This window comes from Microcoleus sp. (genome assembly GCF_041354475.1).
Taxonomy (GTDB): Bacteria; Cyanobacteriota; Cyanobacteriia; order Cyanobacteriales; family Microcoleaceae; genus Microcoleus.
In genome coordinates, this window is the sequence record NZ_JBGJZU010000002.1 from 1 (window position 1) to 15,773 (window position 15,773).

The following is a 15,773-nucleotide window of genomic DNA, read 5'->3' on the forward strand; positions in this document are numbered from 1 at the left end:
CCTCATAGCGGAAGTCCTCTGGAAGAGGACTGATAAATTCCGCAGTCGGCGACCGACGACTTTGGCTATGAGACGGGGGTTTAAACCCCTGGCGGACTGCGGGATTGACGAATAATCCCGATCGCCCCCACAGCCTTTTGTTGTTCCTATTTATCTATTGGGGTGAACTCAGTGGTTTTATCCAGAAATCTCAAATTTTTTTTGATAAAGTTCTGCAAACACTGATGAAACTACGGAACAACGGGTGTTTTCGGGATTTAAGGGCGATCGCGAATCACGCCCTTGGACTACAATCCGGCGGGGAATCAATTCCCCGCCGAGAGAGCCGAAGTCCTCTCAAAGAGGACTAAATCACCTCTTGAGTCCTCTTTGAGAGGACTTTCGCTATGAGACAGGGGTTTAAACCCCTGGCGGACTTCGGGATTGACGAATAATCCCGATCGCCCGATCGATCTGGTTGTTAACACCAAAGGGCGATCGCCCCCACTGCATTTTAGTGAGAAATTGTCAAGGGTTTTATATTAAGATTTATGTGGGTGCGGAGTCATAAATTTTGGTTGTGTGCTACGATGTAAACCCTTTATTAGAAAAGCTTTGAAATCTCAATTAAAGCCGATCGACACTCTGGAATCTACATCTACCATGAACGTAAAAAAAACAGCTAAAGTTAAAACTCAAGTTAAGACTCTCGGAGAGGCGGCTGCTGGGGCGATCGAGAAATATTTCCACAAAAGTATAGCCCACGAAGCTGAAGTTATCAAAGACAAAGATGCCGAAGAACTTCACCAAATGCGAGTCGGAATGCGTCGTTTGCGATCGGCTGTGACTGGTTTTGCTCCAGTTTTAGATTGGCCAAAAGAGGCCAAAGAGCACAAAATTGGTAAAGTGGGACGGATACTGGGAACCCTCAGAGATTTGGATGTGATGCTCGACAGTCTCCAAAACCGATATTACCCGAATTTGTCGGCTGAAGAACAGGAAGTTTTGGATCGAGTTTTGTTGAATTTACTCAAGCAGCGACGGCGCGCCTTGAAAGGGGTGAGGGCGGTTTTAGGACACAAAAGTTATCAATTGCTGAAAAAGGCGATCGAAAATTGGTTGGAAAAACCGCAGTTTCAGGCGATATCGAATTTGCCAATTGCTGAGGTTTTGCCAGATTTACTCTTACCTCAAGTTAGTGAATTTTTCCTGCATCCAGCTTGGCTGTTGGGCACGGAATATCTGGATGGAAAAGTTAAAGTTTGTGATGATTTGAATGCTGAGGCTGTCGAGGAAAAGTTGGCAGCAGAGGGAACTATTCTGCACGATTTGCGGAAGCAAGCTAAGCGAGTTCGCTATTTGATGAATCTGTTTGGAGAATTTTACGGCGAGACTTATGAAGCTTATGTAGAGGATGTGAAAGCTATTCAAGAATGTTTGGGCGATATTCAAGATACTGAAGTTTTAGGCGATTTTCTGACAGATTTTGTGGATAGCGAACTGCAAACAGAGTTGCCGATATTTGCTGGGATTTTATCAGAAAATCGCTACGCAGCTTGGCAAAAATGGCAGATTTTGCAGCGCAAGTATTTGAATTCGGAAACTCGTCAAGGTTTGCGATCGCTTTTAATTAATCCTGTGGTTGGAGATGCTGCTAACATCTAAACGCATCTGACTTGCATCCATCCTGGAAACTCCTATATCTGACGTACTGGAAGCTATGACTAATTATAGCACGCTCCATTTAGTTGAAGCCATCAGAAATCAAGAGCGATCGCACTTTGGGAAGAAAAAGGGCGATCGCTCTTTTGCTAATAAGTAAATTTTACTTTTCTGATTAGATTTAGTTGAAAGCAGCCGGAACTAATTTAATTCCTCGTTGATTAGCCAGATAAACTCTGTGTCTGCCGTCACACAATTCGTAAGGATGTGTACCGCGATAGAGAACAATTGGATCGTCATGAGAAAGCTTGATCAACATTTACAGATGCAATACTTCAGTATGTAAAAACCGAATATTTTCGCGATGAAAAATGAACTTTTCACGACTGCAACCACTTCAAAAACTTATCCGCCGCAGTACCAAGAGACTCTCCTACTTGTTTTTTCAACCGCCACCGCCCAAATGCCTGTTCATAATCATCCCCTTCACTTTGATACACATTCCAAGCATTCAGAGACAATCCCAAACCCCAAGTTAGTAGAATAAAAAGTGACCAAGAAAGCTCGTGGTTTCCTGCTAGATTTAGCAAAACTAAAAAAGTATTGATGATACCGTACTTCGTTACATTTTTCTGTAATTGGCGACGGCGATAAGCATTAAAAGCTATTTTTTCTGTAGACTCCCCTCTATGGGCTAGCCATTGCTGTTCCGCCGCCACAATATCCTGTTCGGAAATGCCCAATTCCGCTGCAATCTCGAACAACTGCACTCGCGAAAGTTCTCCGTTTTCCTGTTTTTGGGCGATCGCAATTTGCAGAATAGCTTGAGCATCCTCTGAACCGTAAACTTGACTTATTTGACTGTCATTAGTTGCCATAACGACTTTCCTATAATTTCCGACGTTATTTCTATCATACCTATAACCGCAGTTAAATCACAGGTAGGAATAGGTGGCGGATTTCAACACCCTTTTCGCAACAGGCAAGATGCCTGGGGAGCATCCCGATTTTGTAAGGGCGAAGCCTGACGGCTGTAAATCTCTGGTTATAACTAATAAATTGTCTGCGGTCATGCTTCGCCCCTACGAATATATTTGCAAAATTGAGATGCACCGGATGCCTGTTGCCCACACAGACAAAATATCAATCTTAACCCAAAGTATACATCCAGCCATCCCTGGCGCAAATCCTCACAATTCCATCCCAAACTACAGGCGTCGCCTCAAAGGATAAACCTGGTTTAAATCTCCCTGATTCCTTTACCTGCAAACGGTAAAACTCACCTTTAGCATTTTTCAAAGCATTCTTATCTCCAGACTTCGCTCGTCCCCACTTCAAAGTAAACAAATAAACACCATTATATCCCGCAGATATCAACTTATTGCCATCGGTAAATATCGGAGTTGAAATCGAAGCACCAATATCTTTTTTAAACACGATAACAGGAGTATCATAAGACTGATTTCGCCAAGGTACAAAATTCTTTTTACCAGTAGTCATACCTTGAGAACCGATGTACAAATTACCATCGATCGCATTTGTCGCAAAAATAGCCGGAAACCAGTCTGGATTATACTCATCATTCAACGCCACCGAGCCGATTATGCCACCTTCCCAGCCTGAAAGTCGGCGATTTCCCGTAGGCAAAAACCATTCTACACTGGCATTCGGTTCCTGATTGGGATTAAGCTTCATAACTCCGCCGTTGCCTTGAATGTATTGTTTTTCAATAGCACAAAACAGTTTGCCAGATTTAGAAATGACGACGCTCCCATCCAAATCAGAACCAGTATAAAAATCCCATACTATCTTTTTATTTTTAACATTAATGCCATAAATATGACCAGAGCCAGCAGCGATAAATATTCGGTCTTTAAGCCTAGATGGCGATGATTCTGCTACCAAATTTCCGCCGTGCTTGCCGATATCTGCTGCTGCATAAAGTTGTACTTCTGACAAGATATTTGGCTGCTTAATTCCTTGTGTATTTTTCGCCTTACTTGTCGAACTGTCCAGAAAATAGCCGATCGCATTTTCGCCCGCATTGAACAACACCCCATCGCCCAGATACAAAGCACTACTATCATTATCCTGACTGTAGCTGGGAGTTCTCCTGATATTCAATTTCCAAAGTTCCTTGCCAGTTCTAAAAGAGATTGCCCGAAAACTAGGTACAACACTTTTGCCACCACCACCGCTGCGGCTACCTTGCAAAATCACAATTTTGTTTTCAGGACTCGCTTTTTCATCGATATAAATAGTAGATGACCCTTTAATTACATCATCAAATTCATAACGCCAAACTTCCTTGTTATTACTGAGGTCTATTTTTCTCAAATTATGGTCAAAACTACCTATAATTAAATAAGTTTTTCCTCTGTCTTTGGTGATTGTGGGCTGTCCAGTCCAACCGGCACCGCTCCAAATTTGCGATCGCCTTCCGAGAAAAGTCTGCCCACTTCCCAGTTGAAACTTGTCGATTAACTTCAAACCTTTCGGAACACCTCTACCATAAAACCTGCGTTGGTCGTTCCCTAAAAAAGTTGGAACTAATAATTCTATTTCCGGGTCTATTTTTGCTAATAAATTGTTAAGTTTAGTTTCAAACGAGGCTTGATTTGAGGATTCAGCTTGGCACTGTTTGAGAACATGAGGAGGAACCACGGCACTCAGCAAAAATTGTAGCAGCCGTTGATTGAAGGTTCTCCGAGATGATAAACTCATTTTAAATTAAAATTGGATAATCAGCCATAATATTAAAACATGGCGATCCCCGACAACTCAACTAAAACATCTCGCGCTAAACTGCTAGAGAACTGACAAGCTAACTCAGTACGAGTTAAAGTAGATTAGATTATGGTCAACCGTCTTGCCCAATCCCAAAGCCTTTACCTGCGGAAACACGCCGAAAATCCGATCGACTGGTGGCCCTGGTGCGACGAAGCCTTAGATACCGCCCACAGCCAAAATAAACCAATTTTCCTGTCCATTGGCTACTCTAGCTGCCACTGGTGTACGGTGATGGAAGGGGAAGCATTCTCTAATAACGCGATCGCCCAATACATGAATTCGCATTTTATTCCTGTAAAAGTCGATCGCGAAGAACGCCCGGACATCGACAGCATTTATATGCAAGCACTGCAAATGATGACCGGTCAAGGTGGTTGGCCACTCAACATTTTTCTCACGCCAGACGAGCGAATTCCCTTCTATGGTGGCACTTATTTCCCCGTGGAACCGCGCTATGGACGACCGGGATTTTTAGAAGTATTACAAGCAATTCGCCGTTTTTATGACCTAGAAAAAAGTAAATTACAAGCCTTTAAATCAGAAATTTTAGGCAACCTCGAACAGTCAGCGATGCTGTCAGGAGTAACCACAAAATTAAGTAACGAAATATTTCAAAAAGGCTTAATAACTAACACCGCAGTTATTGCCACAGGTAATCGAGCTCCATGTTTTCCGATGATGCCCTATGCTGATTTAGCACTACGCGGAACGCGATTTAACTGGGAATCTGCTGAATACGATAACAAACAAGCCTGTACTCAGCGCGGGTTAGACCTAGCATTGGGAGGTATTTACGACCATGTGGCTGGCGGATTTCACCGTTACACAGTCGATAACACCTGGACAGTACCACACTTTGAAAAAATGCTCTATGACAACGGTCAAATTGTTGAGTATTTAGCAAATTTGTGGAGTGCAGGAATTCAAGAACCGGCGTTTCAAACTGCGATCGCCGGGACCGTAGAATGGTTAAAACGGGAAATGACCGCACCTACAGGCTATTTTTATGCTGCACAAGATGCTGACAGTTTTACCCCCCCAACCCCCCCTTACCAAGGGGGGGCAGAAAATTTAACCCAGCCTTACCAAGCAGGGGCAGAAAATTTAACCCAGCCTTACCAAGCAGGGGCAGAAAATTTAACCCAGCCTTACCAAGGGGGGGCAGAAAATTTAACCCAGCCTTACCAAGGGGGGGAAACGGGGGGGGCAGAACCAGAAGAAGGAGTATTTTATGTTTGGACTTACAGGGAATTAGAACAAGTTTTGACTGCTGAGGAATTAGTAGAAATTGAACAACAGTTTACTGTTAGTCGCACCGGAAATTTTGAAGGAAAAAATGTATTGCAGCGCCGCCATGACGTAAAATTGAGCGAAACGGCAGAAACGGCTTTGGCGAAACTATTTCAAGTTCGTTATGGCGGTCATCCCGATACTGTCAAAACCTTTCCCCCAGCCCGCAACAATCAGGAAGCTAAAAATAATAGTTGGCCTGGTAGAATTCCGGCGGTAACAGATACTAAAATGATTGTAGCTTGGAATAGCTTGATGATTTCTGGTTTGGCAAGGGCTGCTGCTGTTTTTGGGAATCAGGAATATCTGGAATTAGCTGTCACAAGTGCTGATTTTATTTTAGAAAATCAGTGGATTGATGGGCGGTTTCACCGATTGAATTATGATGGCAAAGCGGCGGTGATGGCGCAGTCGGAAGATTATGCTTTGTTTGTGAAAGCATTGTTGGATTTGCATCAAGGGAGTTTATCGGTAGTTGCAGAAAGTGACAAATGGTTGCAGAAAGCTGTTGAGTTACAAGCAGAGTTTGATGAATTTTTGTGGAGTGTGGAATTGGGGGGATATTATAATACGGCTAAGGATGCTAGCGCTGATTTGTTGGTGCGGGAACGCAGTTATACTGATAATGCTACTCCGGCGGCTAATGGAATTGCGATCGCCTCTTTGGTTCGTTTAGCGCTGTTGGTTCAAAATTTGGCATATCTCGATCGCGCCCAACAAGGTTTACAAACTTTCAGCAGTATTATACAAGATGCTCCCCAAGCTTGTCCTAGTCTGATTTCTGCTCTAGATTGGTATCAACATTCTACTTTGGTTCGCACGACTCCTGAGCTAGTTTCTGGGTTGATTTCGCAGTATTATCCGACTGCTGTTTTTCAGGTTGAGACTGATTTGCCTGAAGGAGTTGTTGGGTTGGTTTGTGAGTGTTTGACTTGTAAGGAACCGGCGAAGAGTCGAGATGAGTTGTTGATGGAAATTGAGCGTAGTCAAAGGCGGGTTTAGAGAGGGAATCGGCGGTTGAAACGGCTACTAAACAAAGGAAGAAATAGGATTTTTTTTTACCGCAGAGGGCGCAGAGAACGCAGAGGAAGAGAATAGAGATATGAATGGTTGGGATTCTGACGAATTTGATATAAGCTCTCGAACCTTATTATTCATTTCTCTTTGATCTCTCTGTGTTCTCTGCGTTCTCTGTGGTTAAATCATTCCGAATTTGTTGAAGTTTAGTTTAGTTTGGTAGGGTGCGTCGCTATGAGATTATCGATTTGATTTGTATATCTACGATGGCGACGCACCCCACGGTATTTTGTGCGCCCTCAATCTTCCAAAACCTCGACTAAATCTTCCATTGTTACATCGAAGGCGCGGGCTATTTTGTAGACAGCAGAAAGATCGACTGTATTTAATGTATCGCGCTGAACGTAGCTTCTGACAGTGTTGTAGTTGACTCCAGATCGATCGGCAACTTGCTTTAGCGTCCAACCCTTTTGCCCTTGAATATATTTTCTGACAGTTTCAAATGTATAATCAACACATTACACCAACAGAGGTGATTTGTGTGTTTGGATGTCAGCAGATCTTAATCAAGCCTGACAAAGAATTGAAAGCGGTTCTAGAATATATTTGCCAAGAGTCAAACAAGCTACACAATTGTGCAGTTTATTACGCTCGTCAAATATACTTTAAGGCTCATATTTATGTCCGCCCGTTTGACGTAATTAGCGAGTTAAAACGTAATCCTCATTACGGGGCTTTATGCGCTCAAGCTGCTCAACAGACTTGTGGTGCCGTCGGTGAGTCGGTAAAATCTTTCAAAGGATTGATAAAATTGTTTCGGGAAGGCAAGCTTGAATCCCAGCCCAAATTCCCAAATTACCGTACTCCTGGCGGGCTTCATTTAATTGCTTATCCTAAACAGGCGCTTGGCAAAAAGTTAATTGATGGTCAAATTTCTATTCCTCTCGGACAAAAAGTTAAAGCTTGGTTTGGACTGAAGAACTTTCAAGTCCCAATGCCTTCTAATCTAGATTATGCCGACATTCGAGAAGTGAGAATCCTTCCCAGACATGGATGTTTTTATGCTGAATTTGTTTACAAGTCGGTAAATGTCGAAACCGATACCGACAGTGAAAAGGTTTTAGGCATCGATCATGGTATTGACAATTGGCTAACCTGTGTCAGCAATACTAACACTAGCTTGATCGTTGACGGAAAGCATTTGAAGTCTCTAAATCAGTGGTATAATAAGCGAGTGGCAACATTAATGAATGGAAAGCCTAACGGTTTTTGGTCACATCAGTTGGCGCGACTAACCGAAAAACGTAATCGTCAAATGCGTGATGCTGTAAATAAAGCTGCAAGAATTGTGATTAATCACTGCCGAGAAAACCAAATCGGCACTGTTATTTTTGGCTGGAATAAGAGACAAAAAAATTGTGTCAATATGGGGAGTAAGACTAATCAAAAATTTGTGCAAATCCCCACTGGTAGGTTAAAAGCTAGAATATCCCAACTCTGCGACCAGTACGGACTTCGATTTGTCGAAACCGAAGAAAGTTATACATCAAAATGTTCTTTTGTTGACCGTGATTTTTTGCCTACAATCGGTGCAAAACCCGAAGGGTGGAAAGAGTCGGGTAGACGAATTAAACGTGGATTGTATCGTACAGGTTTGCAACACTGGCACATCAACGCAGATTGCAATGGCGCGGCCAATATCATCCGAAAAGTAGCGACAATGCTAGGTCTTGATCTTAGCGGAGTTGGTAGAGGCGTCTTGACAGCGCCCTTAAGAATTGCCATTTGGTAGTTTCTTAAGAATCCCCGTACCTTCAGGTTGGGGAGTGTCAAGATACCAACATCGAAGCCAAAATTAAACACTCATCCCTGGTGTATTGTGTGGCAATTACCAAATATGCAGCGATTGGTGGTTGCTCGATTCCACCGCCGAGGTGATGCTGACGGGTATATCCAGATTTTACGGCGGTTGTTACCGGCGACTAAACACGCGATCGTTTTTGATATGACAGGGGCTGAGAAATTGCCGGAAGTGCGATCGAATTAGATTCAATGTTGTAATTGATCGATGAGGGCGATCGTATTTGATGATAAGTGCGATCGTCTTTCATCGCATTTCTGCTCACTGAGCGGAGCGGTGCCCTGAGCCCTTCGACTACGCTCAGGATAAACGCAGTCGTTGGGTCGAAGTGTGTTATACAATATTTCAAGAGTATCTGCGAGTTTTAATTCCTATGATCCCCGTTCAACTAATAATTACCCATCAGCGACTAGCAACCTAATCAGTATTTGTATTAATTTTTAACAATTTATTTACAATTACTACCAATTCAGAAATAATAAAATTGTTACACCTCACTGTTTTTTGCAAATAACCGTTAAACTATTCTAACCTGCGCGTCCCAAGCGTTGCAGGCTCAACCTATAGCTGTTAAGGATTCGTCCTGATTCACAGGAGCAAGATTTTAAAATATGCATCTCAGCGAACTGACTCACCCAAACCAATTACACGGCTTATCGATTCATCAACTCGAACAAATTGCCCGACAAATTCGAGAAAAGCATTTAGAAACTGTAGCAGCCAGTGGCGGTCATCTCGGCCCCGGATTGGGCGTAGTCGAACTGACTTTAGCACTCTACCAAACCCTCGACCTCGATCGCGACAAAGTTACCTGGGATGTCGGCCACCAAGCTTATCCACACAAACTAATCACCGGTCGCTACAACAATTTTCACACCCTGCGCCAAAAAGACGGCGTTGCAGGCTATCTCAAGCGCTGCGAGAGCAAATTTGACCATTTTGGTGCCGGCCACGCTTCTACGAGCATTTCCGCAGCCCTAGGAATGGCGATGGCGCGCGACCTTAAAGGCGAAAACTTTAAAACTGTAGCAGTCATCGGCGACGGCGCATTGACTGGCGGTATGGCCCTCGAAGCGATTAACCACGCAGGCCATATGCCGAAAACCAATGTGATGGTAGTGCTCAACGACAATGAGATGTCAATCTCGCCCAATGTTGGCGCAATTACTCGCTATTTGAACAAGATGCGACTCTCGCAGCCGGTGCAATTTCTCAAAGATAACTTAGAGGAACAATTCAAACAAATTCCCTTTGTTGGCGAAACATTTACTCCAGAAATGGAACGCCTCAAAGAAGGGATGAAACGGTTAGCTGTGTCGAAGGTTGGAGCCGTAATTGAAGAATTAGGCTTTACCTACATGGGCCCGGTAGACGGACATAATTTGGAAGAGTTAATTGCTACTTTCAAACATGGTCATACTATCCAAGGGCCGGTGTTGGTTCATGTTGTGACGGTGAAGGGCAAAGGATATGCGATCGCCGAAAAAGACCAAGTAGGATATCACGCCCAAAACCCGTTTAATTTAGCTACTGGTAAAGGCATTCCTTCGACTAAACCCAAGCCTCCAGCCTACTCGAAAGTCTTTGCTCACGCCCTGGTTAAACTAGCACAAGATAATCCGAAAATTGTCGGGATTACCGCTGCAATGGCAACCGGAACTTGCCTAGATAAACTTCAAGAAAAACTCCCGAAACAGTACATTGATGTCGGCATTGCCGAACAACACGCCGTCACATTGTCGGCTGGTTTAGCCTGCGAAGGAATCCGCCCGGTTGTAGTAATTTACTCAACTTTTTTGCAGCGCGGATATGACCAAATAGTTCACGATGTCTGTATCCAAAACTTGCCTGTTTTCTTCTGTTTAGATCGAGCCGGAATCGTGGGCGCTGATGGCCCAACTCACCAAGGAATGTACGACATTTCTTACTTGCGCTGTTTGCCAAATCTGACAATTATGGCTCCAAAAGATGAGGCAGAATTGCAGCGGATGGTAGTCACGGGAGTTAATCATACAAGTGGTCCGATCGCCATGCGTTACCCGCGCGGCAACGGTTACGGCGTACCTTTGATGGAAGAAGGTTGGGAAGAATTGGCGATCGGCAAAGCGGAAATCCTCCGCAATGGCGACGACGTGCTAATCTTAGGTTACGGTTCAATGGTCTATCCGGCAATGCAAACTGCCGAGATGTTGAGCGAACATGGCATTGAAGCAACTGTGATTAATGCGCGTTTTGTCAAGCCTTTGGATACCGAATTAATCTTGCCTTTGGCACAGCGAATTGGCAAAGTTGTCACAATGGAAGAAGGCTGTTTAATGGGAGGATTCGGTTCAGCAGTAGCCGAAGCTTTGCTAGATAATAATGTGGTTGTACCAGTAATGCGCTTGGGTGTACCTGATACATTGGTAGATCATGCCACGCCAGAACAATCCTTTGCAACTTTGGGATTAAATCCGTCACAAATGTGCGATCGAATATTAGCAACATTCAGCCGCAAACAGTCTCCGGTTAGCGTCTAATTTTACTCGTTACCAGGCTCTGCCTGGTAACGCAGATCCAGAGGCTCTGCCTCTATTATCCTACTTTCAAAACGAGGCAGAGCCTCTAGACATTCGTTCCCAGGCAGAGCCTAGGAACCAGTTAAATAAAGCCACAGTTTGTGGTATGATATGATTGCAGAAAGATTTCACGACAAGGGAGAATCAACAATGACTTATCTCAACCCAACTCGCACAGTACCCCGGAAAAGACTGCACGCAAAGCGTACACGTTCTTCAGAAGAAATAGCCCAATGGTATGCCGAAAGAGAAGCATTTTATCAGCGCTGCAAACCAATTTTCGATCGCCTACAACCAGAATTGATTAAAACCCACTATAACTGGTACATGGCAGTTGAACCCGACAGCGGGGAATATTTTATCGACAAAGATGATATGCTAGTGGCAAATATGGCCCATGAGAAATACCCGAAAGTTAAATTGCAGGTCTTTCGGATCAATGAAACCGGAGTTTGTGGCACGATATGATTCAAGGAACATTTGGTGATGAGGATGAGCTATTTTTTGAAATTTCATTGATTGCTGATAACGGCTTAGAATTACCTGTTGATGCCCTGCTAGATACAGGTTTTTCTGGCTGGTTAGCTATGAACGATCAAGATTTAGACGGACTTGACTGGACATATGTCAAACAAGAAAAAATGCGGACAGCTAAAGGAGAATTTAATTTCGATCTTTATGCAGGGAAAGTGCGTTTTGAGGGTCAAGAGTTTGACATTCCCGTTCACGTAGGTGCGGGAGTTCCCGAATTTTTAATTGGCCGCCAGTTGTTGAAAAATCGGCGCTTGGTAGTTGATATTTCGGCGGGTATTTTGACATTGGAAGCGAATTAATAGCAAGATGACTTTAAAAAGTTTTGATATAGTAATAGTAGGAGCAGGCCCCGCAGGCGGTCACTGTGCTAGAATACTCGCCAAATCCGGCCGCAAACTCTTACTTGTAGAGCAAAACGATAATTTTAATAAAAATGACTTTTCCAGCGCCGCTACGCCTCTAGAAACCCTCTCAAAATTTGATTTACCAGAATCGGTAATCGGCAGTTTTTGGCAAAAAATTACTATTCAAACTAGCAAAGTCAGTCAAACTTGGGAATCTCCTAAAAGCTTGGGAGTTGTGTTAAACTTTGCTAAATTTAGAGAATTTCTCGCCACCGAAGTTCAGCAACATGGAAGTGAAGTTTGGCTTGGTTATCGCTACATCAAACGCTCACAAGCCAACGGCGAAACCATCGTTGAATTTAAACAGCTATCCGATGGTAAACTTATCCAAGTTAGCACTAAACTATTGGTTGATGCGACGGGTTTTGCTAGGGCGGTTATGTATGAAAAAGAAAATGATAAACCGGATTTTTTATCTGGAACTGGCATCGAATATCTAATTGAAGTAGAACCAGAAATTTACAATAAATACGATGGGGATTTAATCTTTTTTTTGGGCGATAAATGGATGCCCAAAGGTTATTCTTGGATTTTTCCCATGGAACAAAATCGGCTGAAAGTTGGTACTGCCAGGGTTTTTTTAGATCCCAAAACAGTTAAGCATTTGTCACCGCTGAAAAAATATATAGATTTACTGATTGATGAGTATCTGAAGTCGAAAAATTATCAAATTATTGACAAACATGGTTCCACGCTTAAATATAGTCAGGGTTTGAAGGATATTTATTATCAGGATAATATAATTGCGATCGGCGATGCTGTTTCTACCGTTAACTTTCTCGGCGGCGAAGGAATTAGACACGGGATGGATGGTGCAGAAATAGCAGCTAAATATATTGCAAAATATTTGGACGGCCAAATTTCAAGTTTTCGGGATTATGAAAGAGAAATGCACCGCAAATTTGATAAAAAATGGCATATTTCAGAAAGATTGGCGGTGAGAAAGTATATCGATGATGTGAATGATGTACTGACTGAAAAAATAATTTCTTATTTGAAGTACATGAAAACTGAAGAGGTGATGGATATTGTCTTTGATTACAAATTTGAGATAATTTATAGAGGACTGGCTGGTTATTTAAAAAGGAAAATAAAGGGTTTTATTCAGCGTCTCAGAGGTTGAAACCCCGATTAAGATTAGGAATTTGTGTTACCAACCTAATTTTCCCCAATTAGCTGCGGTAACTTGCATCCGAGGAAGCGACAATAAAGAATCGGCAAAACTACTAAATCTTGAGCCGTAACCTACACCAAAAGTATAGCCTATAGCTCCTATTAAATGCTCTACAATTTGATCCACACTCCCGTAGGGATAAGCAAAACATTTAACATATTTCCCCAATCCGCCTTCCAAAATAGCACGAGATTTTGCCCCTTCCCGCACAATTTCGGTGGGTGACAAACCAGTCAGAGGTTGATAAGTAGCAGACATGGAACCAATCTCTATCCCAGCATCCCGCAGTTGTCTAATTTCTGGCCATCCCATTAATTGCACTGCTGGCGAATCTGCTTTTTCCCAACTATTTGTCTTACCTATGGACTCTGTTACTACAAACACCGTTGCGGTAAAGTCAAACTGTTGTAGCAGAGGGAAAGCATATTCCAAAAAGTCGAGATAGCCACCGTCAAAAGTCAGCAAGACAGGTTTACCAGGTAAAGCAGTTTTAGTTAGTTTTGCACTTTGCCAGTTTTCCCAACTCACACTATAATAACCTTGCTTTTTAAGCCTCTGCAACTGTTGTGCAAAACCCTGGGGAGTCACTGCATTGAAACCGTCGGGAGAAATCCGGCGGTATGCAAAGATTGGCAGTTGTTGAGTAACACTATTATTGTTAAAAAATTGAGGTTTAACGGATTTAGAAACTTCTCCCTCGCTGGGATTTCGATCGAGTATTTCCGGTGCGTAAATTATTTGTTTGGGAAAGTCTTTTTCTAACGGGATTTGAATCATCTTTTCCCCCGCAATTTCCGCCGCTTCTGCTAATTCCCGCAGCGCCACTACTGGTAGTGTAGCCCGACGACTAACACTGGTTCCGATCGCCCCATGATGCCTGCCAAATATCACCGCATCCTCTGGGTAAATACCGCCAGAACCCACTGCATTCAAGCTCTTGGAGGCATTCGCCATTTTTTGAGCAGACAAGGCTAAATGCGATCGCAGCGACATCTTACCGTTTAGCGGTTTTCCCAACAAAGCCTCCCGCACAGCAGCGACACACAATTCAAAATTGGTATATTGAATAATTGCCGATCGCAATTTTTCCGCAGAAACCAAATTATGTTCAACCGCAACTGTGACAATCCCAATCGGAACACCGCCGACTTTCACCAACACATCAATTTCCGAAAAATCAACTTGAATATTGGGCAATTCTTCGCTAACTTCCACCACAATCAAGTCTTGATTATGACTAATAATCGATAATTCATTCCTCGTCAACTGAGGATTAGAATCATCATCAAAACCATCCCATATCTCCTGTAAAAAATCATTCCATTCAATTTTTCGATGCAATTTACTCAGAGAACTTTCCGATAATTGACGTATACTTTCCCAGGTTCTATATTGAAAAAAGCGTTGGAGAATTTGCCAAGCAAACTTAGCTGCGATCGCATCTGCCAAAACCGCGCCAGCCACCATCCCGTCACAGACTGGCAATTCAACAATTCCGAGTTTAACACCTTCTAGCTGGACAGTGCAGTAAAGGCGATCGAATATTTGTGGAATCTCAATATCTGAAATAGGTTCAGTCACCTCCACCTTAACCCGATAACCAATTTCCGAATTTACACCCTTGATTTTATCTAAAATATATTGAATTTCCTGGCTTTTAAAACAACTATGATATTTATAAACTTTAGTGCTTTCAATATCTCTTGTAAGTCCCTGATGCCAAGGTAAATTCAAGCTCAAATTACCTGCTTTTGCTTTATAATTAACCAGCATTTTACTATCATACTCAATCTCAAGAAAATCACATATCTCCGATATAAATTTAGTTTTATCCTCTAACAAATTTTCATATTTTACCAGTTTATGATTAGACTGGTGAACATGACTGTAGCTAGTTAAAACCCCTTCTTCCCAACGTTTAATACAATGGTCTAAATCCCAGCCATCGCCCCACAATTCCGGGGAAATCCTAGTAACTTCATGGAGAGAAGCTATGGTATCCATAGGATTGCGCCAGATATAGATAAACTTAGCATCAGGTAAAAATCGTTCTATATCTTTAATGAAATATAGGTGTTCCGGGGTTTTTTCCAACCAAATGCTTTTCTGCTTTTCCACAGCCAAACTATCTAAAACTCCGACAAACCAACTAACTTTAAGTTCCGTAGATTGGCTGTTATCAAAATTATCCAAAAACTCAGGACGATTAATTTCATCCTTAAAAAAAGCTGAGAGTCGAGCGGGAAACTTTTTAACAAACTTATTATATAGTAAATACTGAAAAAATTTAGATTCTGGAAAAGAAATAATTTCAGGATGAGCAGCTAACAAACTCTGAAGCAGTGTCGTACCGCTTCTGGGAGCACCTACTAAAAATATCCGTTTCATGTTGATACTTTATAAAGTGTTGGTGAATAAGATTTTTTTAAATTTACCACAGAGAGCGCAGAGGACACAGAGGAAGAGAAGAAAGAGGTATGATTCATGTTCCTTTCAGCGCTCTC

12 protein-coding genes are annotated in these 15,773 nt (G+C 42.6%); 8 read left to right on the forward strand and 4 right to left on the reverse strand.

Annotation, left to right across the window (positions count from 1 at the left end):
* Positions 1-642 precede the first annotated feature (642 nt).
* The gene (locus ACBR23_RS00715) at positions 643-1,644 is read left to right on the forward strand and encodes a CHAD domain-containing protein (RefSeq protein ID WP_371118600.1); all 1,002 of its coding nucleotides are present in this window, start codon (positions 643-645) and stop codon (positions 1,642-1,644) included.
* 377 nt (positions 1,645-2,021) lie between these two features.
* On the opposite strand, the gene ACBR23_RS00720 is transcribed toward ACBR23_RS00715, so the two are convergent.
* A complete protein-coding gene (locus ACBR23_RS00720; RefSeq protein ID WP_371118595.1) occupies positions 2,022-2,519 on the reverse strand; it encodes a 2TM domain-containing protein in 498 nt (165 codons plus the stop codon).
* A 271-nt stretch (positions 2,520-2,790) separates the two neighbouring features.
* Positions 2,791-4,365, reverse strand: a complete 1,575-nt coding sequence (locus ACBR23_RS00725; protein WP_371118594.1) for a PQQ-binding-like beta-propeller repeat protein — start codon at positions 4,363-4,365, stop codon at positions 2,791-2,793.
* Positions 4,366-4,497: 132 nt separating this feature from the next.
* Between ACBR23_RS00725 and ACBR23_RS00730 the strand changes: the two genes are divergently transcribed.
* Positions 4,498-6,723, forward strand: a complete 2,226-nt coding sequence (locus ACBR23_RS00730; protein WP_371118593.1) for a thioredoxin domain-containing protein — start codon at positions 4,498-4,500, stop codon at positions 6,721-6,723.
* 314 nt (positions 6,724-7,037) lie between these two features.
* Here ACBR23_RS00730 and ACBR23_RS00735 read toward each other — a convergent pair whose 3' ends face one another.
* The gene (locus ACBR23_RS00735) at positions 7,038-7,220 is read right to left on the reverse strand and encodes a helix-turn-helix domain-containing protein (RefSeq protein WP_371118599.1); all 183 of its coding nucleotides are present in this window, start codon (positions 7,218-7,220) and stop codon (positions 7,038-7,040) included.
* A 20-nt stretch (positions 7,221-7,240) separates the two neighbouring features.
* Between ACBR23_RS00735 and ACBR23_RS00740 the strand changes: the two genes are divergently transcribed.
* The 6 genes from ACBR23_RS00740 (at position 7,241) to ACBR23_RS00765 (ending at position 13,218) form a co-directional block, all read left to right on the forward strand.
* Positions 7,241-8,530 (forward strand): RNA-guided endonuclease InsQ/TnpB family protein, encoded by a 1,290-nt coding sequence (locus tag ACBR23_RS00740; protein ID WP_371118591.1) that lies wholly within the window; start codon positions 7,241-7,243, stop codon positions 8,528-8,530.
* 105 nt (positions 8,531-8,635) lie between these two features.
* A complete protein-coding gene (locus ACBR23_RS00745; protein ID WP_371118590.1) occupies positions 8,636-8,785 on the forward strand; it encodes a hypothetical protein in 150 nt (49 codons plus the stop codon).
* Positions 8,786-9,210: 425 nt separating this feature from the next.
* Positions 9,211-11,118, forward strand: a complete 1,908-nt coding sequence (dxs, locus tag ACBR23_RS00750) for a 1-deoxy-D-xylulose-5-phosphate synthase (protein ID WP_371114674.1) — start codon at positions 9,211-9,213, stop codon at positions 11,116-11,118.
* A 189-nt stretch (positions 11,119-11,307) separates the two neighbouring features.
* Positions 11,308-11,625 carry a hypothetical protein gene (locus ACBR23_RS00755; protein ID WP_371114675.1) on the forward strand — a complete coding sequence of 106 codons (318 nt, stop codon included), beginning with the start codon at positions 11,308-11,310 and terminating at the stop codon, positions 11,623-11,625.
* Complete coding sequence (locus ACBR23_RS00760) at positions 11,622-11,990, forward strand: aspartyl protease (protein ID WP_371118589.1); 369 nt, start codon at positions 11,622-11,624, stop codon at positions 11,988-11,990. The genes ACBR23_RS00755 and ACBR23_RS00760 overlap by 4 nt, the downstream gene beginning before the upstream one ends.
* Positions 11,991-11,997: 7 nt before the next feature.
* Entirely contained in the window at positions 11,998-13,218 is a 1,221-nt protein-coding gene (locus ACBR23_RS00765) for an NAD(P)/FAD-dependent oxidoreductase (RefSeq protein WP_371118588.1), read from the forward strand.
* A gap of 27 nt (positions 13,219-13,245) precedes the next feature.
* On the opposite strand, the gene ACBR23_RS00770 is transcribed toward ACBR23_RS00765, so the two are convergent.
* Entirely contained in the window at positions 13,246-15,657 is a 2,412-nt protein-coding gene (locus ACBR23_RS00770; RefSeq protein WP_371118587.1) for a sulfotransferase, read from the reverse strand.
* Positions 15,658-15,773 lie beyond the last annotated feature (116 nt).